The 22,597-nt window shown below is 33.3% G+C and carries 18 protein-coding genes; 8 read left to right on the top strand and 10 right to left on the bottom strand.

Features of this window, described 5'->3' with window-relative positions:
• Positions 1-67: 67 nt before the first annotated feature.
• Together ACFSR1_RS14980 and ACFSR1_RS14975 are read right to left on the bottom strand one after the other, a co-directional pair.
• A complete protein-coding gene (locus tag ACFSR1_RS14980; protein ID WP_378293834.1) occupies positions 68-1,180 on the bottom strand; it encodes an ABC transporter permease in 1,113 nt (370 codons plus the stop codon).
• 9 nt (positions 1,181-1,189) lie between these two features.
• Positions 1,190-3,325, bottom strand: coding sequence for a carboxy terminal-processing peptidase (locus ACFSR1_RS14975; RefSeq protein ID WP_378293833.1), 2,136 nt, complete (start codon positions 3,323-3,325; stop codon positions 1,190-1,192).
• Between the two features lie 171 nt (positions 3,326-3,496).
• Here ACFSR1_RS14975 and surE point away from each other — a divergent pair, with 171 nt between their 5' ends.
• The 6 genes from surE (at position 3,497) to ACFSR1_RS14945 (ending at position 9,384) form a co-directional block, all read left to right on the top strand.
• The gene (gene surE, locus ACFSR1_RS14970) at positions 3,497-4,279 is read left to right on the top strand and encodes a 5'/3'-nucleotidase SurE (protein WP_378293832.1); all 783 of its coding nucleotides are present in this window, start codon (positions 3,497-3,499) and stop codon (positions 4,277-4,279) included.
• Positions 4,272-4,553, top strand: a complete 282-nt coding sequence (locus ACFSR1_RS14965) for a hypothetical protein (protein ID WP_378293831.1) — start codon at positions 4,272-4,274, stop codon at positions 4,551-4,553. Before surE ends, ACFSR1_RS14965 begins: the two co-directional genes overlap by 8 nt.
• A gap of 23 nt (positions 4,554-4,576) precedes the next feature.
• Complete coding sequence (lpxB, locus tag ACFSR1_RS14960; protein ID WP_378293830.1) at positions 4,577-5,689, top strand: lipid-A-disaccharide synthase; 1,113 nt, start codon at positions 4,577-4,579, stop codon at positions 5,687-5,689.
• A 12-nt stretch (positions 5,690-5,701) separates the two neighbouring features.
• The gene (locus ACFSR1_RS14955; protein ID WP_378293829.1) at positions 5,702-6,226 is read left to right on the top strand and encodes a C40 family peptidase; all 525 of its coding nucleotides are present in this window, start codon (positions 5,702-5,704) and stop codon (positions 6,224-6,226) included.
• Between the two features lie 83 nt (positions 6,227-6,309).
• Positions 6,310-6,870 carry a hypothetical protein gene (locus ACFSR1_RS14950; RefSeq protein WP_378293828.1) on the top strand — a complete coding sequence of 187 codons (561 nt, stop codon included), beginning with the start codon at positions 6,310-6,312 and terminating at the stop codon, positions 6,868-6,870.
• A 468-nt stretch (positions 6,871-7,338) separates the two neighbouring features.
• Positions 7,339-9,384, top strand: coding sequence for a ComEC/Rec2 family competence protein (locus tag ACFSR1_RS14945; protein WP_378293827.1), 2,046 nt, complete (start codon positions 7,339-7,341; stop codon positions 9,382-9,384).
• Between the two features lie 7 nt (positions 9,385-9,391).
• Here ACFSR1_RS14945 and ACFSR1_RS14940 read toward each other — a convergent pair whose 3' ends face one another.
• The 8 genes from ACFSR1_RS14940 to ACFSR1_RS14905 all read right to left on the bottom strand — a co-directional run bounded on the left by ACFSR1_RS14940 (position 9,392) and on the right by ACFSR1_RS14905 (position 19,603).
• Positions 9,392-10,681 (bottom strand): serine hydrolase domain-containing protein, encoded by a 1,290-nt coding sequence (locus ACFSR1_RS14940; protein ID WP_378293826.1) that lies wholly within the window; start codon positions 10,679-10,681, stop codon positions 9,392-9,394.
• A gap of 251 nt (positions 10,682-10,932) precedes the next feature.
• A complete protein-coding gene (locus ACFSR1_RS14935) occupies positions 10,933-11,271 on the bottom strand; it encodes a hypothetical protein (protein WP_378293825.1) in 339 nt (112 codons plus the stop codon).
• A 551-nt stretch (positions 11,272-11,822) separates the two neighbouring features.
• On the bottom strand, positions 11,823-12,470 hold the full coding sequence (locus tag ACFSR1_RS14930; RefSeq protein WP_378293824.1) for a hypothetical protein: 648 nt from the start codon (positions 12,468-12,470) through the stop codon (positions 11,823-11,825).
• Positions 12,471-12,597: 127 nt separating this feature from the next.
• Positions 12,598-13,254, bottom strand: coding sequence for a hypothetical protein (locus ACFSR1_RS14925; protein WP_378293823.1), 657 nt, complete (start codon positions 13,252-13,254; stop codon positions 12,598-12,600).
• A 183-nt stretch (positions 13,255-13,437) separates the two neighbouring features.
• Positions 13,438-13,977 (bottom strand): thioredoxin family protein, encoded by a 540-nt coding sequence (locus tag ACFSR1_RS14920; RefSeq protein WP_378293822.1) that lies wholly within the window; start codon positions 13,975-13,977, stop codon positions 13,438-13,440.
• A 99-nt stretch (positions 13,978-14,076) separates the two neighbouring features.
• Complete coding sequence (locus tag ACFSR1_RS14915) at positions 14,077-15,825, bottom strand: peptide MFS transporter (RefSeq protein WP_378293821.1); 1,749 nt, start codon at positions 15,823-15,825, stop codon at positions 14,077-14,079.
• Between the two features lie 10 nt (positions 15,826-15,835).
• Positions 15,836-17,398 carry a peptide MFS transporter gene (locus ACFSR1_RS14910; protein WP_378293820.1) on the bottom strand — a complete coding sequence of 521 codons (1,563 nt, stop codon included), beginning with the start codon at positions 17,396-17,398 and terminating at the stop codon, positions 15,836-15,838.
• Between the two features lie 33 nt (positions 17,399-17,431).
• Positions 17,432-19,603, bottom strand: coding sequence for a S9 family peptidase (locus ACFSR1_RS14905; RefSeq protein ID WP_378293819.1), 2,172 nt, complete (start codon positions 19,601-19,603; stop codon positions 17,432-17,434).
• Between the two features lie 249 nt (positions 19,604-19,852).
• Between ACFSR1_RS14905 and ACFSR1_RS14900 the strand changes: the two genes are divergently transcribed.
• Positions 19,853-21,169, top strand: a complete 1,317-nt coding sequence (locus ACFSR1_RS14900; protein WP_378293818.1) for a hydroxymethylglutaryl-CoA reductase, degradative — start codon at positions 19,853-19,855, stop codon at positions 21,167-21,169.
• Between the two features lie 7 nt (positions 21,170-21,176).
• A complete protein-coding gene (locus tag ACFSR1_RS14895; protein ID WP_378293817.1) occupies positions 21,177-22,121 on the top strand; it encodes a GYDIA family GHMP kinase in 945 nt (314 codons plus the stop codon).
• Positions 22,122-22,597: the final 476 nt, after the last annotated feature.

Genomic DNA, 22,597 nt, shown 5'->3' with positions numbered 1-22,597 from the left:
AATGTTTTAAAGTTATTAAGAGGATAAAACTAAAAAGTTTTATCCTCTTAATTTTATTATCGCTTACTTATCCTTTCACATCTAGCGCATCTCGCAACGCATTACCAATCAACATAAAAGCCATAACAAGACTCATAATGCCTAATCCCGGAATAATAGCTAGATATGCTTTTCCTAAAATAATATACGAGTAATGATCTTTAATCATAGCACCCCAACTTGCCATAGGTGGTTGTGCTCCAATTCCTAAAAAACTTAATCCACTTTCTATTAAAATAGCTGCCGCAAAATTAGCTGCAGAGATAACTATAACGGGAGCTAAACTGTTAGGTAGTATATGTTTTGTGATGATTCTAAAGTGATTATAACCTAACGCTTTTGCTGCTGTTACATACTGCATTTGTTTTATGCTCAATACCTGACCTCTAACAACTCGAGCCACTTCTACCCACATAGTTAGTCCAACTGCTATAAAAACCTGCCAAAAACCTTTACCTAGAGCTAATGTTATTGCGATAACCAAAAGCAAGGTTGGTATAGACCAGGTTACATTAATTAACCACATTATGAACACATCCGCTTTTCCTCCAAAATACCCTGCAATCGCTCCTAAAGATATACCTAACAGTAACGAGATAAATACCGCGACAAACCCAATCGAAAACGAAATTCGAATCCCGATTAACATTCTGCTTAACAAATCTCTTCCGTATTTATCCGTTCCTAAAATAAAAGTCCGATCTTCTATAAATTCTTGCGCTATTTCATCTTTTGTGAGCTGATCAGGGAAACTCGTTAACTCAATTCTTTTAGAAATCCCTGTTAGCTCTCCTTCCGTATATGGCGTGATTTCCAGAAATGTATCGTTGAAACTATATCCCTCAATCGGGATTTCGGTATCCATGTTTTTCGTGCCAAAAAATATCTTGTTAAGATATGATTGATCCGATAAAGTATTGGAAGGTATAGTTAACATTTTTACAGAAAACCCAGGGCTTTTAGAGTGGATGGATAAATGCATCTGATTTGCATTCTTAGAACTATCAGGTGCCAACATATAGGCGATAACCGCCATCAATGCACAAAAAACAATAAACCAAAAACTCAAAACGCCCCAAAAATTTTTCTTAAATCTTTGGAGCGCTAACTTTGATAATGAATTTGATTTTGTCTTTTGCATTAAAGCAAATTAATTCTTTAGTGTAAGTGGATTTTTGGATCTACGTATATTATTGATCTTCATGTCCTCTAAAACGCTCAATGCCTCTTCTACATATACGTCTTTGCTTAAGTTTTGATGCCATCTGCTTCTCTTTTCCTTAAGAATTGAATCCTTTTTCATAAGATCTTGCTCATATGGTAACGATTCAAAAGTTAGATTCGTTTTGTAATCATTTAGACGTTCAAAACGTTCTGCCTGCTTTTCGTTAAGCTCTATATTCGCTTTGTAGTCATTATAGTTAAGTGAATATTTATTTACATCTCTCTTTTCTCTAACCCACTTAGCATTTTCCTCAATAAGTTTCAATTGCTCATTAGTTGCCATACGGGCTTTACTTTTATTAATGGTTTGATCAAAATCTATATAACCGTCCCATAATGTATAATCTGCCGCAGGAATCTTATCCCAAGGTAATGGATTTTCCTGATCCTTCTCACCAATATCAATATAACTGTAACGATCTGGAACAACTACATCACTTTTTACTCCTTCTAATTGCGTAGAACCACCATTTACCCTATAGAATTTTTGAGTGGTTAATTTCAACGCTCCTAAATCACCAAAATCATTACTGCGCATCCATCGATTAAGATCCATTACGTTCTGTACTGTTCCCTTTCCGTAGGTTTGTTTGCTACCTATAATGATGGCTCTTTTATAATCCTGCATGGCAGCAGCTAATATCTCAGAAGCTGAAGCCGAAAGTTCATTAACTAAAATAACCAATGGACCATCCCATAAGATGTTTCGGTCTTTATCACTTAGCACTTCTGGTGATTCTCCTTTTGTTCTTACCTGAACTATAGGACCTTTATCTATAAATAGCCCTGCAATATCAACAACTGTTTGTAATGATCCACCTCCATTATCTCTCAGATCTATAACCAGTCCTTCCATATCCTGTTCTTTCAGGCGTATAATTTCTTGCTTTACATCCTTTGCTGCATTACGTTGGTTATAATCCTGCATATTAAAGTAAAACTTTGGTAAATTTATGATACCATAGTTTTTATCATTCTTCTTAACTAAAGAAGATTTCGCATACGTTTCTTCCAGTTCAACCACATCCCTAACAATTTCAACATTTTCTATGGTTCCGTCTACTTTTTTAACTGTCAATGTTACTTTAGTCCCTTTTGGCCCTTTTATAAGACTTACTGCATCATCAAGCCTCATTCCTACAATACTTACAGGCTCGATTTCATCTTCTTGCTTTACCTTCATGATGAAATCTCCTACCTCTACTTTATTACCTCTCCAAGCTGGTCCACCAGAAATAATTTCTACAATTTTTACATTGTCATTTTTTTTCTGTAGTCTAGCCCCTATTCCTTCTAACTTACCAGACATGGCAATATCAAAACGATCTTTATCCTGTGGAGCAAAATAATATGTATGAGGATCAAATTCTTCTACAATAGAATTGATATATATAGAAAACCAATCTTTTCTCTCCAAATCATCAGCAAACTCAAAATATTCTTGTAATGAAGTCTTTGTTAATTCACGAGATTCTTCTTCTAGGACAACAGCAGATTTTCTTTTAAAATTTTTATTTTTTGTAATAGAGTCGATTTGCTCATCTACCTTATCATAATAACTGGATAATGCATTAAACTTGAGTTGCAATCTCCAACGATTCTTCATTTCTTTCTTATTGCTAGCATATGCTAACTTATCGTAATCAGTGTTAATGGATTCCTTCTTTTCAAAATTAAAAGGACCTTCTAATATTTCTTTATAAAGAGATCTGGCTTCGTTCATTCTTTGTTGTAACCTCTCATAAGTAAGGTTGAAAAAATCAATCTCCTTATCTCGAATCTGATCATCGATTAAAGTTTCGAATTTTTTAAATTCTTCTATATCACTCTTATAAAAATATCGTTTTAAAGGATCCAATGCATCGATATAATCAACAAAAACATTCTTGGAGAAATCGTCATTAATATCCTTTGCATCATAATGACCTTTACTTAATACGTAACTAATTAAATCTATCAGTATACGATCTTTATCAGGATCATTTTCAATTTTTGTTGTAAAGCTGCAGGAGACAGCTGATACAATTACGGTAAGCATTAATACCAAAAAACTCTTTTTCATACGCTCATTTTTAATTTAGGGGTGTCACTGGCAAAATACATTAAAAATCGTGCCAATAACAGGTAATATTACTAAATTTTTCTTAAATGAACTAATAATGTATGCTACTGATTACGAATAATATATTTAGAATAAAAAAAATGTATTTTTACCGTTGAAAAAAATAATCCTATGCCACAAAGAAAACCGTTGATATTAGTTACCAATGATGATGGTATTACCGCCCCGGGAATAAGAACTCTAATTGGTATTATGAACGAAATCGGTGATGTTTGCGTAGTGGCTCCAGATAGTCCTCAGAGCGCTATGGGTCACGCGATTACAATTAATAGCACTTTACATTGTGACCCAATAACAATCGACAAAAACGGACCTCAGAAAGAATATAGTTGTTCCGGAACTCCAGTAGACTGTGTCAAAATGGCTACCAGAGAAATATTACAGCGAAAACCTGACTTGTGTGTCAGTGGAATTAACCACGGTTCTAATTCTGCAATAAATGTTATTTATTCTGGTACAATGAGTGCCGCTGTAGAAGCTGGTATCGAAGGAATCCCCGCCATTGGATTTTCTTTACTGGATTATAGTATGAATGCCAATTTTGAACCTTGTAAAAAGTATGTGAAAACAATTGTTGAAAATGTACTTAACCACGGATTACCAAAAGGGATCGTTCTTAATGTGAATATCCCAAAACTAGATGAAGAAGACATAAAAGGTATCAAAATCTGCCGACAAGCAAATGCACATTGGGTGGAAGAATTTGACAAAAGAACCAACCCAATGGGAAGAGATTACTACTGGCTTTCCGGAAAATTTATTAACGAAGACAAAGGTGAAGATACTGATGAATGGGCTTTGCACAACGGATATGTTTCTATTGTCCCCACTCAATTTGATCTTACTGCACATCATTTTATACAAGAACTAAACAATTGGCCGTTACATGATTAAAAAAGAGATTCTTATTGGTTTTTTTACAGGAATAGTAGCAAATAGTATCGGTATTATTTTATACATATTGTTATTTTCTGAACTAGGCATAAAAGAAACATTAAAAGCGGCACAGCAGAATAATTTTTTAGGAAGTTTAATCGCATTAGGAGCTATTCTTAATCTGATCATTTTCTTTTTATTTTTAAAACAAAATAAACCTTACAGAGCACGTGGCGTGCTTCTTGCTACACTAATTGCGGCTGTTGGTATTGCAATTAGTAAATTTATTTAACCCATGGAGAAAGTATATCTAAGATGAAATATTATCTTATAGCTGGAGAGGCATCAGGCGATTTACACGGTGCTAACCTGATGAAGTCTATTATTAAAGAAGACCCTAATGCAGAATTCAGATTCTGGGGCGGAGATTTAATGCAGAATGTTGGAGGATCTATGGTTAAACACTATAGAGAATTGGCTTTTATGGGATTTATAGAAGTTATTCTAAATTTATTTACGATACTTAAAAACATCAAACTCTGTAAAAAAGACATCATAGATTACCAACCAGATGTTATCATATTTATTGATTATCCTGGATTTAATCTTCGCATTGCAAAGTGGGCAAAAGAAAAAGGGTTTCGTACACATTACTATATATCTCCCCAAATATGGGCCTGGAAAGAAGGAAGAATCAAAAGTATCAAACAGTGCATTGATGCTATGTATGTAATCTTACCATTCGAAAAACATTTTTATGAAGACAAACACAATTTCCCGGTTAATTTTGTAGGTCATCCACTAATTGACGCCATTGCAGATCATCAACAAATTTTACCCGATGAATTTAAAACCCTTCATAATCTAGATGACAGACCGATTGTAGCCATACTTCCCGGAAGCAGAAAACAAGAAATCAGAAAGATGCTCGAGGTCATGCTAAGTGTGGTAGATGATTTTCCGGATTATCAATTTATTATTGCCGGAGCACCAAGTCAGGATCCGGAATTCTATACTCCATTTATAAAGAAAGAAGGTGTGCATTTGGTTATGAATCAAACCTACGACTTACTTAGCCTGAGTAATGCTGCTTTGGTGACTTCTGGAACAGCAACTCTAGAAACTGCCTTGTTCAAAGTTCCTGAAGTTGTCTGCTACAAAGGAAGCGCTATTTCCTATCAAATTGCAAAAAGAGTCATAAATCTGGACTATATCTCATTGGTAAATTTAATCATGGATAAACCGGTGGTTACAGAGTTAATTCAAGGTGATTTCAACACTAAAAAACTAAAAGAAGAGCTTACAAACATCTTGGATGACTATCAAAGAGCTGTCATGTTTTTAGATTATTATGATCTTGAAAAAAAGTTGGGAGGTAAAGGAGCTAGTGATAAAACGGCCCACTTAATTGTAGATGCTATAAAGTAAAAAACTATCTAAATGAATACAAACAAGTTAGTTACAATATTATTTATACTTGGCGCTATGCTTTCTTCTTGTGGAGGAGGAAAAAAGAATAGTGCTGTTTCTACTCGAAAGACCAAAAAGACAACAAAGACAAAAGTAGTAACTAACCCCAAAAACAAAAAGATAAAAAGTATAATAAACTATGCCAAAGCTTTTGAAGGAACGCGCTATAAATATGGTGGTACTACCAAAAAAGGTATGGACTGTTCTGGATTGGTATATACATCTTTTAAAAAAGGAGAAGTCGTGCTCCCAAGAACTTCCAGAGCGATGTCTACGCAAGGAGATAAAATTTCTCTTGAAAATGTTGCTATTGGTGATCTATTATTTTTTAAAACTAACAAAAATAAAAACGTTATTAATCACGTAGGACTTGTAGTTGCCACAGGAAGACGAATTGAGTTCATCCACGCCTCTACCTCAAAAGGAGTAACCATATCCAGCTTAGAGGAAAGATATTGGAATAAGTGTTTTACCCAAGCAAGAAGGATTTTGTAATCGAAAACTTCTTATTTTCTGTTCTATTTACAAGTTTTATTCCCTGAAATACATTAATTTAGTAATTCAAATCTCTTATTTAAATGGAATACTCTTTAGACCCTTTAGAAGTAAAAAAAGTCATTGACGCCAAAGTTAATGGAAAAGAATACGATGAAGAACAATTTATTTATTACCATCTGAACAGGAATCTTTTTAATGTAAAAAAAGAAGTCACTACACTTACACATTTTATGGCTAATAAATTTAGGGATAACAGAGGATATCTATGGGAAGAAGCCTCTAGATTCAAAAACTGGTTCCATACTCCTAAATCAAGATATTTTGGAAGTCTTATTGGTATGCAGCCCTATAGCAGAAAATTCTTGCGCCCAGATAATGAAACTGGTATCGGAGGTGAATTTGAGATGATTATACGTCACGATGGCAAAAGAATAGATGCATTGACTCATGAAGGATATCAAGAAACGTATAATTTTGGCCCAACGTCAAATATGAGTTTACATAAACTCCTAGACGTTGACCCGCACGGACCACACCCTGATTATACAGTAAAAATTGATACCGGAAGAGTAACCATACATGATAGAACAAATGAATCTTCTGGAACTAGAACTAGAAGAAGAAATCGTATTAGAAAGTAATTTATTCGAAATTCAATTATAATCTTTTCTAGTATCCATTATTTTAAAGTCTTTTCATTATTGAATATCCGTAATCTATAATAAATCATAATCGTCAACCTGAACTTGTTTCAGGTTCTAATTATAAATTATTGTTTATAAGCGTAATGAGATTCCGAAATAAATTCGGAATAACGCTAAATAACCTCATTATTACACAAAACGGACTGTCATTTTCATAGTAATCAATTCACTAAATCACTGATTCGCATACATCAGTTTTTAATAATTGAGGCTTAGCTATTATCAAAAAACTCAATAAGAGGATTTTTAATAGTAAAGGTAAAACACACTCATTATTCTAGAGCTGATTTACACGACAGTATGTTTTACAACTAACAAAAAGAGGATGATACAGGTAACATGTGTGTCTAATTGGACACGATTAGTTATAGGGCCTTCAATACCCTGTAATTAATCATAAAACCTGTGAATAAATTACTCAATATTCCATTTTTCATTCTAACCTTTTCTTTGATAATTGGGATTACTATCGGCTATTACATCGATATTAATTTGATGTGTATAATTATTTTTCTGACCGCAGCCATAATTGGTTTGGCTACTTCTTGGTGGTATTCAAAAAAAATATTTCATAGTGCAATTTGGTTTAGTGTATTGGTGATCATAAATTTTACTTTTTTAGGAATTACATTAGTAACTATTCATTCTCCACAAAACAATCCAAACCATTATACTCATTTTTCAGATACATTTCAAAAAGACCTTGTAACCATTCACTTTCATATCAGAGAACGTCTGAAGCCTACTAATTACTATGAAAAATATGTAATTACATTAACATCAATAGAAAACAAAAAGACTACTGGAAGATTATTACTTCAACTGCCCAAAGATAGCTTGCAGCCACCCCTTATTACCGGAACATCTTATATCTCATACTCACAAATTAAACCCATACCCAAGCCGCTTAATCCTAATCAATTTGATTATGCTTCTTATTTGGCTCAAAACTATATTTTTCATAAAACGACTACAGAATTTAGTAAATTAATCCCAACCAATTCCTCTATATTTTCTATCAACCGTTTAGCTACTTTGATCAGAACCAACATCAACCAAAAACTGAAATCCCATAATTTTAGTAAGAAACAATTATCCATTATAAATGCATTGCTTCTGGGACAAAGACAGGACATAGACAATGACACTCTAACGGATTACCGCGATGCAGGAGCTATTCATATTTTAGCGGTTTCAGGATTGCATGTTGGTATACTTTTAATGCTACTAAATTTCATACTAAAACCCTTAGACCGTTTTAAAAAGATTGGTAAGATGGCCAAAACCATTATTATCATATTACTTCTTTGGTGTTTTGCAGTTATTGCCGGCTTATCGCCCTCAGTACTTAGAGCGGTAACTATGTTTTCTTTTATTGCAATAGGGTTACATATTCGTTCCAAAACCAGTATTTACAACGCGTTGATTGTCTCTATGTTTGTTCTATTATGTTTACGTCCATTGCTATTATTTTCTGTAGGGTTTCAGTTAAGCTATTTGGCTGTTTTTGCAATTGTATGGATACAACCGTCCTTGGTCAAGTTATTAAAACCACGATTTTACATTGGTAAAGTACTATGGGAAACTTTTACGGTCACCATTGCGGCGCAACTTGGCTTATTACCTTTAACTTTATTTTACTTTCATCAATTTCCGCTTCTATTTTTTATAGCAAACCTAATGATCATTCCCATATTGGGTATAATATTAGGTTTTGGAATATTGGTAATTATATTATCCCAAATTCAACTATTGCCAGATTGGTTGGCAACTACTTTTGGAAATTGCATAGATGCGATAAATTTTATCGTACACTTAGTTTCAAAACAGGAAGCTTTTTTAATAACTGAAATTTCGTTCTCTTGGCGAATGCTTATTCTCGGGTACTTTTTTATAATTTCTCTGGTATTGGTTTTTAAAAATCGAAATGTCTTACGAATTTATCTGATAGCTATCAGTATTATTTTTCTACTGTCTAATTTGATGTATGAGAAATTACAAAATAACGAAAGAGAAGAGCTGATTCTTTTCCATAATCAGCGTAATACAACCGTCGGTATTCTACAAAACCGGTGTTTAAATATATACAGTAAGGATTCTATTTCTGAATCCACCAAAAACTACGTGTTGCAGGGATATCTTGTAGAAAACAACTCACAATTTATAGCTAACAAAAAACTACATAATGTGTATGCCTACAAAAAGAAAATTATTCTAATCATAGATAAAGTTGGTATTTATAATCTTAAAGAATTAAAACCCGATATTATTGTTTTAACTAACTCCCCAAAAATTCATTTAAGTAGAGTCATCGAGATCCTAAAACCCAAACAGATTATTGCGGATGGTAGTAACTATAAAAGTTATCTGGATCAATGGGAGTTAACCTGTATAAAACAAAAAATCCCTTTTCATCGTACGGATAAAAAGGGAGCATATATTTTTAGATAAAATAAACTTATAATGTACTCTTCAGATCAGAAACCTCTGCAATTAATTCCTGCTCAGGCATTTCCATAACTTGCTTCACAATCTTATGAAGATCAGGAATTACGGTTCTTGCTAATTTAGTAGGGCTATTAAAAAGTATGGTAATTCCAAGGTCTTCCTGTGGAAAAATAGCAATCTCACTTCTGTAACTATTAACGTGACCTCCGTGATGTATCATTCTATTTGATTCTCCGGTATTTCTATCCTTGAAGTCGTGAATACGCCATCCATGTGCGTAGTGTGATCCTTGGTGTCCCTCCCATCTCTGGTAATACTTACTTCTACCAGGAAGATTGATTACCGGATTAAAAACATTTTTTAAACCATCGGCACTCATTACATTTGGATTATGACCTAATAAAAATCGCATCCATTTTGCCATATCCGTTACACTGGCATTTACTCCTCCGGCAGGTATGGCATTATAATATTTTTGATTTATTTTCAAAGACTTCCAGCGTCTTCCATATTTTCTATGTGGCATTGCTACGTTAGAAGATTCCTTTAGAGAATTGTAGTCTGTAGATGCAGTAGTCATTTTAAGAGGCTTAAAAATCTTTTCTGCGATTGCTTCTCCATAAGACTTTCCGGTAACTTTTTCAATCATTTCTCCGCTAAGCGCAAATACCGCGTTTTGATAACTATATATTTTACCAGGTTTATCAATAGTTGGAATACTCCTAAACTGACCTGCAATGGTATTCAAATCTACACCGTCTTCAACCAAATTAGTAAAACTATGATAAGGCAATCCTGATGAATGAGACAAAATGTGAGATAGCGTTACGCTATCGGTCCATTTCTTACTGGCTAACTGAAAAGATGGAACATACTGGTTTACTTTGTCTTCCCAATTAAGTAATCCTTCTTCTACATACATCCCTGACAATACACCTGCAAAACCTTTAGAAACAGATCCGATTCTAAAAATAGTCTCTTCATTTATTGTATCATTTAAAGAAGCATTTCTTTTTCCAAAACCTCCTAAATAAATAACAGAATCACATTTTACAATACCAACACCTGCTCCAACAATTTTATGCTGTTTTAGTGCTTTATCAAAATAAGATTCGATAGCTTCTACCAAAAGCTCTTTTTGCATATCCGAGATTGGATTTTTGAAAAAATCAGTTGATGCTTGTACTTTAGGTAACGGTTTAGATAGCTCGGGTGCTTGAATTTTATTTGCTGAAATAAGAGGAAAAAGCAATGCAATTAAAAACAACATTGAAGGGGCAATGATGAAACGTTTTTTCATAATAGGTTAAGCTCAGTTGAAATATTTAAAACCATAAAAATTTAGGGAAGGTTTTAAATACTTTTAATTAACGATTTGGTTTATTAATTATTTCAATTCTGGTCAAATATAACGATTATATGCAAATATCATCGTTGAAATGCATTTTTTTATAAAATTTAACACATTTTTGCTATAAAATTTGTTTTTTAAGGAGTTGTTTGTAAGAAATAACTTTCTTTTACGGACGCAAATGTATAATTTGAAGATTTTTATGCTAATTTAATGTCTTCTTTAAATAGCATATGAATATATTCCGCATGAATATCCGCATTATGTTTACTCTCAAGACAATGAAATAATAAATGAATCAATCCATAATCACCTAAACAATCACGATATTCATCTTGATCCTTGTTTTTAACCCAAAGAATAAAACTACATAAATGTCCGATCTCCCCGAGTTTTTCGGGATTTTTTAAACATTTTTTGAACTCATTCAAATCCATCAGCGCGTATTCATCATACTTTTGCTTACAAAAGTTATAATCGAATGTATGCTTATAGGATCTAAGCTTTCTGTTTTGTATTTCATACTTAATACCACTCATAAGGTATATTTATTCAATTAAGTATTGGTGCTGAGCATATGTTTTGTTTTATGTTATAAAAGCAAAACATACTCCATAATTGCATTTTTAAGATTCTTTTAATGAAGTTTAACGAATCTCTATAACTAGGAATATTTCCAAAACAAAGATATAAAATTAGGAATAATTCCTAGTTCATTTAAAAGTATTATTTCTCTAAATTCATGTGCGTTGGATATAAGAAAATATGACACAAACAATTTAAGCACCTGATAATTAATGCTTTTTGGTTTCCTCTCCCTGTGGGAGAGGATTAAGGTGAGGGTTTTTGATGTGAAAACCCCTCATCCTAACTCCTACGCGCAATCTCGCCCATTGCTATTACAATGTCGTCCAAGGAGAAGGGACTTTGTTAAATTTTAAAACACTGAGTAACAGTTGTTGTTATATTGAACTCACCTTAAATTAAGGCATGTTTTTAATAAGTAATAAAATGATTCATTTATATTTCAACAAAAATTCTCTTTTATCAAATGGATAAAAGAGAATTTTAAATTATTTTAAATCCGAAATTAATTATGTTTCTGACAGCTTATGTCATAAAAATCTAAAATTGAAATTAGCCCTTTTAAACTCTTTTGATATTCACCTGCTTTTATTTTGTTCTGTAGTTTCGGACAATCGTCAAAGAAATTCCCAGCTCTTTCAGGCATTTTTTTTGGTTTATCAGATAATTTCATAACAATCTGTCCAGCCTTTTCTTCTCCGTTCTTCAAAACTAAATAAGCACATTTTTTCTTATTAATAAAAGGAATACCATATACGTGACAAAATAACTTTACTGAATTGTTTTCATATATTTTATGATATAAATGTGTAGCTCCTATTCCAAAACCATTACTTTTGGGTTTAACGGGAAAAAGTTTCAATATTTTAGATTTATACTCAATTTCAACCTTAATTAAATCCTCTGCATAAAAGCTAGTCCAACTCACTTGCTCTATGATTTTTTTTGAAGGTTTGGACGGAATAAATCTAACAGCGTGCGAACTGTAGTTTATGGCACTAAGAAATCCATATCCTTTTACAATACTATCACTTTTGGTATAAATAGTAACCGGAGTAAACTCTTTGGCATCCATTCTCTTAGGTTCTGTAAAAGTGACTATAACCTGAGACTTCACCGAAACAAAAGTCAAAAGAAATAGTAATAAGCCCATTTTTCTCATAGTAATCTCTAATTATATTAAATAATTTTAAAGTGCAAGTATATAGCAACTTTTACTTAAAAAAACCCCCATTTTCAGTATTTAACAAAGAGAGTTGTTAATTTTCAACGAACTTAACCTACAATTTCTTAATTACTGATAGTGCAATTTCAATTCCAGAAGTATTCAATGTTCTTAAATGAGATGGTAATACATCAATACCATTAGAACCAAATGACTCTGCCTCTAGTTCTAATTGTCGATATCTTAATCCTGGTTCTAAGAAAAATTTATCCGACAACTTTAACCTAAGTTTTGCATCTATATGAAAGCCTACGTTTGATTTATACTTAATAGGATCTGCTGAAAAATCATTTTCAGTAATTTTAAGTCTACCAGGAATACTATAATTACCTCCTACCCCAATGACTATTCCATTCAATGTATTATCTGATAATTTAAAAAGTTTATGTATCCCTAACGTAAAAAATGTTCGGCTAAAAGTCACAGAACTTTTATTTGAACCTCCATTACCACTTTGCAGCTGAATAGCTAAATTATATTGATATCCCAAGGTTCCATATCCATATAAACCTTTAAAGATGTTATATTCTGCACCAACTTCCAGTCCCATTCCTCCACCCGGACTATACGCCATACTACCTCCATTATAGTCAATAGATTCGTAATTAAAACCTATACTTCCATTTAATCTCCCTATTAAACTTACTTCTTGAGCAAAACCGACATTAAACATTACGCAAAATACAGCTAGACTGAATATGCTTTTTTTCATTTTATACTTTCTTGTTTGATTTGTATCTATAAGTATCAAGAATGCAGCTTATGTTACCCTCTTTTTTCAGATAAGTTATGTAGCTTTTATTAGCACTCACAAAATCAGCAAATTGCAATAAAAAAAATCCCTTTTACCAAATTGATAAAAGGGATCAAGTTTATGTATTGAAGAATGTAGTTTTTAATTACTAAATGTACTTACAAATGATTGCTCATATTGCTGCCAGGCTTCTGCACTGGTTAACTTTTTATAGTCATTATTGTGAATCATCTTCAAATAAATCTCCAATTGCTGTGGTGTCTTATATCCAACCACTGGTGCAATTAAATTACCTTTTTCATCAAAGAAAACAATACTTGGGTATCCGCTTATTTTTAATGCATTTGCAAAAAAGTGTTGACTATTTCTTCCTTTTCTATCCGGATTATAATTAGGATTGGTGTAGGTGAAATCGTTGTAATGAATTTCCTCAGTTCCTTCACCATTAAACTTAACTGCGTAGTAATTAGTGTTTACGTATTCAACTACATCTTTATTGTGAAACGTTTTTTTATCGAGTAATTTACAAGGACCGCACCAATTGGTATATACATCCATAAAAATCTTCTTAGGGGCTTTCTTTTGTGCCTCCAGCGCTTCATTCATCGACATCCATTTGATCTCTTGTGCCTGGATTGGCAACACGAATAGAAATCCAATTAGAAAAAGTAGGTTTTTCATCTGTTTAAAATTTGCTTTTACATATTAGTCGAAACAAAAACTGTTCCTTATTAAAAACTTCACCCGTTTTGGGTAACGGGTAAAGTAGTGTTTTTAGTATTAACGGATTCCGTGCATTAATTTCTTTAACAATGGGTTTAAGATCATTATTAAGGCTCCAGCGGCTATTGGAACTATTGTAAATATCAAGAAAAAAGTTGATAAATTATAATTAGCTGTAACCTCATCAATCATTCCTCCTAATGTTCCCGCTGCTTTCTGACCAATCGCAATTGCCAAATACCAGATACCAAACATAAAGGCGATCATTCTACCAGGAACTAATTTACTTAGGTAAGACAATCCAACTGGTGATAAACACAACTCCCCTAAAGTATGGAATAGATATGCTAAAATCAACCAAATCATACTAACGGATGCTGTCTTTGCTCCTTGTGGTATTCCAGAAGAACCATATGCCAATAGTGCAAAACCGAAACCTAACAAAGCTAATCCAAAACCATATTTAAAAGCCGCACTAGGGTTATATTTGCTCTCCCACCATTTAGAAAATAATGGAGCCAAGGCAATTATAAAAAATGAATTTAAAATCCCAAACCAGGTAGCACTTACCTCGGTGGTATCCTTGCTAAACTCATTATTCAATTTCCAAATCACAATTCCCCAAATAATAATAAAAGATACAGATAGCACTACATTAGATATACCTATCTTAGAAAATGTCTTTTTAAATAATAAATACAAAACCCAGGAAATAATAGCTAGAGGCACTACCGTTAGGATAGCATCTATACTTTTAAAAATTAGGGCAGAAGAACCAGTAAGATCCCTTGCCGTGTAATCTCTAGCAAAAATATTCAAAGATCCAGCAGCCTGTTCAAATGCTGCCCAAAAAAATACAGTAAAGAAAGCAAAAATCGCAACTGCAATCATTCTGTCTCTAACTGTGGTACTATATCTAATAATCCTTGAAATAATTAAAAACAAAAATAATAATACTCCAAATACGATGACAACCGTAGGGCCTTCATAACCACCCATAGTGAAGTCAAACAAATTGACATTTCCAATTTTAGACATGGGATCATTAATCAACCAAGTAAATCCTATGATTGCGCTAACTGCGATTAAAATTTTATCTATAGTTGTAAAAGGATTAAGTTTATCTCCTTTTTCTAAAATTACTTCTGTTTTTGCTTCTTTCTTAGGTTTTGCTCCTATTTCGCCAAACAAAGGATTTGCCAACCAAAATTGAATCATTCCCAAAAACATAAAAATCCCTGCTAATCCGAAGCCTAATGCCCAACTAAAGTTTTCTCCCAGGTAACCACAAAGCATAATGCCAAAAAATGCTCCTGCATTTACACCCATATAAAATATGGTATATGCACCATCTTTTTTAGCGTCATTACCTTTATACATTTCTGAAATAATAGAAGTAATATTTGGTTTAAATAAACCAGTTCCTATTACCAACAATCCTAATCCAATATACAAGGTAGTTTCTGTTTCGAACGCCATAGAAACGTGTCCCAAGGTCATAATTAGACATCCAATCGTAACTGCCCAGCGATATCCAGTTATTTTATCAGCGATATATCCACCTAAAATCGGTGTTAAATATAAAAGGGACGCATATGTTCCAAATAAAGCTAATGCATGTTCACGCGGCCAATTGGCCCATCCAGGGTTTTCTCCAAACAATGGTTGAGTTAAAAATATTACCAAGAGAATTCTCATCCCGTAGAATGAAAATCGTTCCCACATTTCTGTAAAAAAGAGTACAAATAGTCCTGCGGGATGCCCTAAAACCTTATCCTTAAATAAGTTTTCTATATCAGTATTCATAGATAGAATTTTAGTTGTCTGCTAATTCGAAGCCTTCGGCTTCTTCATCTTTTGTATCTGCTTTTAAATCCTCCGCTTTGTGTGTTAATCTTTTCAATGGTTTTATTAACAAAATAACCAACAATCCAAATATCACACAAAATATGGTTATTCCTGCGAATATGGTTAACTCCCCTGCTTCCGATGCCGATTCACCGATTAGCCCTGCTACTTTGTTTCCTAATCCAGTAGCCGCAAAATAAACTCCCATCATCAAAGCTCCATATCTTACTGGAGCCAACTTAGTAATAAAAGATAATGCGACTGGAGACGCACAAAGTTCTCCGATAGTATGAAATAAGTAGGCTAACACCAACCAATACATAGCAGATTTTCCTAATTCTTCATATTGCATTGACGCAAATACCATGAACACGAATCCGAGTCCCATAATAATAACCCCAGTGGCCATTTTAAATATAGAAGACGATTCCTTATTTCTGTGTTTCCACCAAAGCCAAAAATTAGCTATGGGAACGGCAAATAATATAATGTAAAATGGGTTAAAAAATTGAAATACTGCTGCCGGTATTTCGTATCCCATAATCATTCTTCCAGTCCTGTTTTCTGCATACAAGTTCATTAATCCACCTGCTTGCTCAAAAGCTCCCCAAAAAACAATAACAATAATAAAAGATAATAATAATACAATATATCTGTCTTTTTCTACTTTGGATTTTAGATCTCCGTAAATTGTAACCATCATTCCAACGACTAATGATAAAAACAAAAAGAAAATAATATATGCGATTTTCTGTTTCTCAATGAAGAAATAAGCAATTGCTGATGAGGAAATTGCCAACCCAACGGTAGTAATTAATGGAGTTGTAGATGTAAAAAGAGTCTGGAAAATTTTACCTATCGAAACGTTATCATCATCTACCTCAACTTTTTCCGGCTTGTTACCAACATGAACTAAATATTTTTGTCCGGACATATAAACTATCTGACCTAGTACCATACCAATTGCAGCTAAACCAAAACCTGCATGCCATCCGTATTCATTTGCCACCACAGCAACAACTAAACTTGCCAATGCAGCTCCCACATTTATCCCAATATAAAAAATTGAAAAACCTTTATCTCTTCTCTCATCTCCAGGTTGATATAAACCTCCAACCAGAGTTGAAATATTTGGCTTTAACAAACCTACCCCTGAAATAATAAGCGCAAGCCCGGTATAAAATGCCCACATTTCTTCAATAGAAAGAATTCCATGACCAGCAACCAATAAAAGACCACCAATCATCACAGAACGTTTTTGACCTAAAATCTTATCCGCTATTATTCCCCCAGGAATGGAAGCCACATAAACTAACATCGTATACCATCCATACAACGACAAAGCTTCTACATCCAACCATCCTAAACCAGGATTATCTCCAACTGTTTTTGCTGTTAGATATAAAACCAATATTCCGCGCATTCCGTAATACGAAAAACGCTCCCACATTTCTGTTAGAAAAAGGATATATAATCCAATAGGATGTCCAAAAAGCTCCTTTTGATGAGCTGCTTTAACTGTATTTGCCATTATGTTAGTTTAATTAAATGAGTTGTTTAGTTATTATAAGTTCGCTTTAATAAAATTAGTCATCTTATTATACAGATGTAATCGGGTGTTACCACCATAAATACCGTGATTCTTATCTGGATAAATTGCCCAATCAAATTGTTTATTTTTCTGTACTAATGCTTCGATCAAACGCATCGTATTTTGCACGTGTACATTATCATCGGCACTACCATGTACTAATAAGAATTTACCTTTTAATCCATCTACAAAATTGATTGGTGAATTGTCATCATATCCTTTTGCATTTTCCTGTGGAGTCATCAAATATCGTTCCGTATAGATCGTATCATAAAACCTCCAACTTGTCACCGGAGCTACCGCGATAGCCATTTTAAAAGTATCCGGAGCCTTAAATAAGCAGTTGCTAGACATAAAACCTCCGTAACTCCATCCCCATATTCCAATTCTGGACGCATCAATATAGTCTAATGCCCCCAATTGTTTTGCAGCTGCTATCTGATCCTGAACTTCTAGATTCCCTAAATCATTCTGCGTAACTTTCTTAAACTTTGCTCCTTTAAAACCAGTACCTCTTCCATCTATACAAACAACAATGTATCCTTGCTGTGCCAACATCATATACCAATAATCGTTACTTCTGTTCCAGGAATTTTTAACTTGCTGAGATCCCGGGCCGGAATATTGATACATAAATAGTGGATACTTCTTAGCAGGGTCAAAATCCTTTGGCTTGATCGTCCACATATTTAATGTTTCACCATTGACATCTATAGTCGAAAATTCTTTTGGCCTCAAATCATACTGTACAAGCTTATCTTTTAACTCTTGATTGTTTTTAATCTCACGAATTACTTCTCCATTCGCAGCATTATTTAAAGTAAACTCAAAAGGAGTAGATGCACTTGAGAAATAGTTGATATATTGACTGAAATCCGCACTAAAGTCTGCATCATTGGTTCCATCTTTCGTACTTAATCTTTTTTTGTTTTTTCCATCTAAACCAATTGAATAAATATCTCTATTGATATTTTTATTCTCAACGCTTTGATAAAAGATCGTTTTATTTTTAGAGTCATACCCATAGTAATCCGTTACTTCCCAGGGACCAGTAGTTATCTGGTTAATTAGCTCTCCCGTTTCTTTATAATGATAAATGTGATTGTATCCATCTTTTTCGCTCGTCCAAATAAAACTATTATCTTCTAAAAAAGTAAGGTTATCCGTGATATCGATATAAGCTTCGTCTTTTTCATTAAGAACGATCTTAGGTGTTTTTGTTTTAGCATCTACAAAAATTAAATCCAGATTATTTTGATGTCTGTTCAACACTTGAACACTCAAAATATCTGGATTAGCAGACCATTTTATTCTTGGAATATAGAAATCCTTATAATCACCAAGATTGATTTTATCTAAAGACATACTTCCTAAATCGGCAATATACAATGAAACCTTTGCGTTTTTTTCTCCGGCTTTGGGATATTTAAACACATCTTGTTTTTGATATAACTCAGCACCATAGACATCCATAGAAAATTCGGGAACCTCCTTTTCATCAAATCTTATAAATGCTACCTTATTGCTATCTGCACTCCAATCAAAGGCTCTAACAAAGGCAAATTCTTCTTCATAAACCCAATCTGTGATCCCATTAATGATTTCGTTTTTCTTTCCATCATCGGTGAGCTGAATTTCTTCTCCGGTAACAAAGTTCAACACAAAAATATTGTTATCCATCACATAAGCCAGTTTGCTTCCATCAGGTGATAAAGCCGGCGATTGTATTTTTTTGTCACTAATCTTAAAACTACTGTTAGAAGGAACATCAAAAATATGGTAAATCCCTCGCGAAGAACGGCGATAGATTTGTTCTAATTCACTGGCAAGTAATACTCTTTTTTCATCTTTACTAAATTCATATCCCTGAATATGCTTAAGGTCTTCTATATTCGATGATTTTATTAATGTATTTGCTTTTTCTCCAGTTGCATAGTCATAGACTTCAATGGATGTATCTCCATTAGTATTGTCTCTTTCTAAAACAGAATACTCCTTACCATTATTCATAGAGTGTAAAGATTGTAACCTTTCTGTACTAAATGCCCCTCCCCATATTTCTTCCAGAGTAAAAGCTTTGTCCTGAGCTACGGTGAGAAAGCTTATAAATAATGTTATTCCAAAAAACAATCTGGTAATTCTCATATTTTACTTTTATAAAATTTGTTAACGCCAAGAATACTAAAAAATCCGTGAAAAATACAACAATTGACGTTAAATACAATAAAAAGGAATACGAGAAAGCGATATTTATTAGCATATCATCAACCAAACTATCTTAATTTATTAAATGATTTCTTGCCTAAAAACCGTAAAAAGTATTTTAAGAATTATCAAAAATCGTTTGATACCAAACAGAATAGTATCTTTGAACCTTGATAGTAAAAAAATAATATGAGTCCAGTGGTTTCCGGCTTTTCTAAGCTTTCTAAATCTGATAAAATTAAATGGTTAGTAGAGCATCATTTTAACAATGATCAAAATACGGTTGATATCCTAAAAACCTATTGGAACTCTGATGATAAGCTTCAGCAATTGCACGATGAATTTACAGAAAACACTATTTCTAACTATTATTTACCTTTTTCTGTAGCTCCTAATTTCCTGATTAATGGTGAACGATATACGATCCCAATGGCAATAGAAGAGAGTTCTGTGGTGGCTGCTGCCAGTAAGGCTGCTAAATTCTGGCAAAATAGAGGCGGATTTAAAGCAGAAGTACTATCGACCGTTAAAGTTGGGCAAGTACATTTTACGTATACAGGAGATACCGAAAAATTAAAAACATTTTTCCATAGTATTAAATCAGAACTAATTGCATCTACTTCTCATATCACTAAAAATATGGAGAAACGCGGTGGTGGTATCGTCGATATAGAACTTCGGGATAAATCTTCGGAAATTGAAAATTACTACCAGCTGCACTGTACATTTGGAACTGCTGATGCCATGGGAGCAAATTTTATCAATTCTTGTTTAGAGCAATTTGCAGATTTTTTAACCAAAGCAGCTTCTAACTATAATGACTTTTCTGAAGCGGAGAAGAACATAGAAATTATTATGAGCATTCTCTCTAATTACGTTCCGGAATGCCTGGTTAGAGCATACGTTTCTTGTCCTGTAAATGATTTACCTAAAGTAGGAGAACTATCTTCTCTTCAATACGCAGAGAAATTTGTGAGAGCAGTGCAAATTGCAAAAGTAGAGCCTTATCGTGCTGTAACACATAATAAAGGCATCATGAATGGTATCGATGCAGTTGTGTTAGCGACTGGAAATGATTTTAGAGCTATAGAAGCCGGAGCACATGCATATGCTTCCAAAGATGGGAAATATACCAGCCTAACAGATGCCAAAATTGAAGATGATATTTTTCATTTCTCAATTCAAATACCTCTAGCACTTGGAACCGTTGGAGGACTAACTTCACTTCACCCTTTGGTGAAACTTGCTTTACATCTTTTGGGAAATCCGAATGCAAAAAAACTTATGGAGATTACCGCAGTAGCAGGTCTTGCGCAGAATTTTGGTGCCATTAACTCGCTTATTACCACAGGAATCCAGCAAGGACATATGAAAATGCACCTGATGAATATCCTTAATCAGTTTCAGGCTACCAATGAAGAAAAAGAGCAATTAGTGGACTATTTTAAGACCAATACCGTAACGCATAGTGAAGTTGTGCAACAAATCGAAAAACTGAGACGTTAACAAGTTGATGAAAAAATCTTTTTACAGCCACGGTAAACTTCTTCTTACTTCAGAATATCTCGTTCTTGATGGTATTAAAGCGTTGGCATTACCCACAAAAAAGGGGCAGTGGTTATTTGTTGAAGAAAATGATTCCAATACCATTAATTGGAAAAGTCTTGATAAGGAAGGTAACTGTTGGTTTGAAACCAAAATTAAACTTCCTTTAGCGGCTTCTGCAAGCAATGATACGGCCGAAACATCAATCCTAACAGATGAAGAAGGATTAGGGATCACAGAAACGCTTTTGGAAATATTACAAGTTGCTCAAGAGTTAAATCATGAATTTCTTTCTACCGAAAAAGGATATGCTATAGAGACCCGATTAGAATTTGATCGTACATGGGGTTTAGGCTCCTCCTCTACCCTTATCAACAACATTGCGCAATGGGCAGAAGTGGATGCTTTTGTGCTGCTCAAGAAAAGTTTTGGAGGAAGTGGTTATGATATTGCAAGTGCTCAACATAAAACTCCTATACTTTATACCCGAAAAGAAGAGAAACCTATTATTAAAGAAGCACATTTCAATCCTGTTTTTAAAGATCAACTCTTTTTTGTGTATCTAAATCAAAAACAAGATAGCAAACAATCTATAAAGCATTATCAATCATTACCACTTAAGGATTTTGATAAAGCTTCAGAAACAATAGGCAAAATAACCGATGCGGTATTAAATTGTTCTTCATTGGCAGAATTCTGTGAACTCATTGATCAGCACGAAGAAGTAATTTCTAAAATTATTAAAACACCCACAGTAAAATCCAGGTTATTTCCGGATTATTCAGGCAGTATTAAAAGTTTAGGTGGATGGGGTGGTGATTTTGTATTAGCTACGGGATCAATATCTGATATGAAATATTTCGAAAATAAAGGGTACCATACGATAATCCCTTATGCCGAAATGGTTTTATAATCAACATATTTCAAATAAACTTGGGGTGCTTATCACAGTCTTTTGTTATCATTTACCTCTTATCCTTTATATAAAATATCTTTAATTTAGACATTTTATATCTCTGATATTTTTTTAGAAAACCCAAAGAAATCAGCTAATACAGTAATTTTGATAATCTTCTTTATTAAAAAACTCTATGTACATAAAATGTTAAGATATCAACGTTGACACCATACTATTCTTCTTTTTTAACTTTACTCCCTTAGCAGAAATACTAAACCTAATTTAATTGATGTACTATATAGAAGGTTAAACAGAAATTATTTTAAAAAAAGGAAAACGAAATACTAAAAAAAATTTACTTAAAATTAAATCCAATTTTTCGTCATTTTTCAAACTTTACTTTTCCAATGATTTGTTAATAGTCTAATTTTCGCGACGAAATAATCAACTAAATATTTAAACTCAACAAAAAATTTAAAACTTAAATTATT

Source organism: Aquimarina rubra, from assembly GCF_042684305.1.
GTDB lineage: Bacteria > Bacteroidota > Bacteroidia > Flavobacteriales > Flavobacteriaceae > Aquimarina > Aquimarina rubra.
This window is presented reverse-complemented; position numbering and strand designations above follow the sequence as displayed.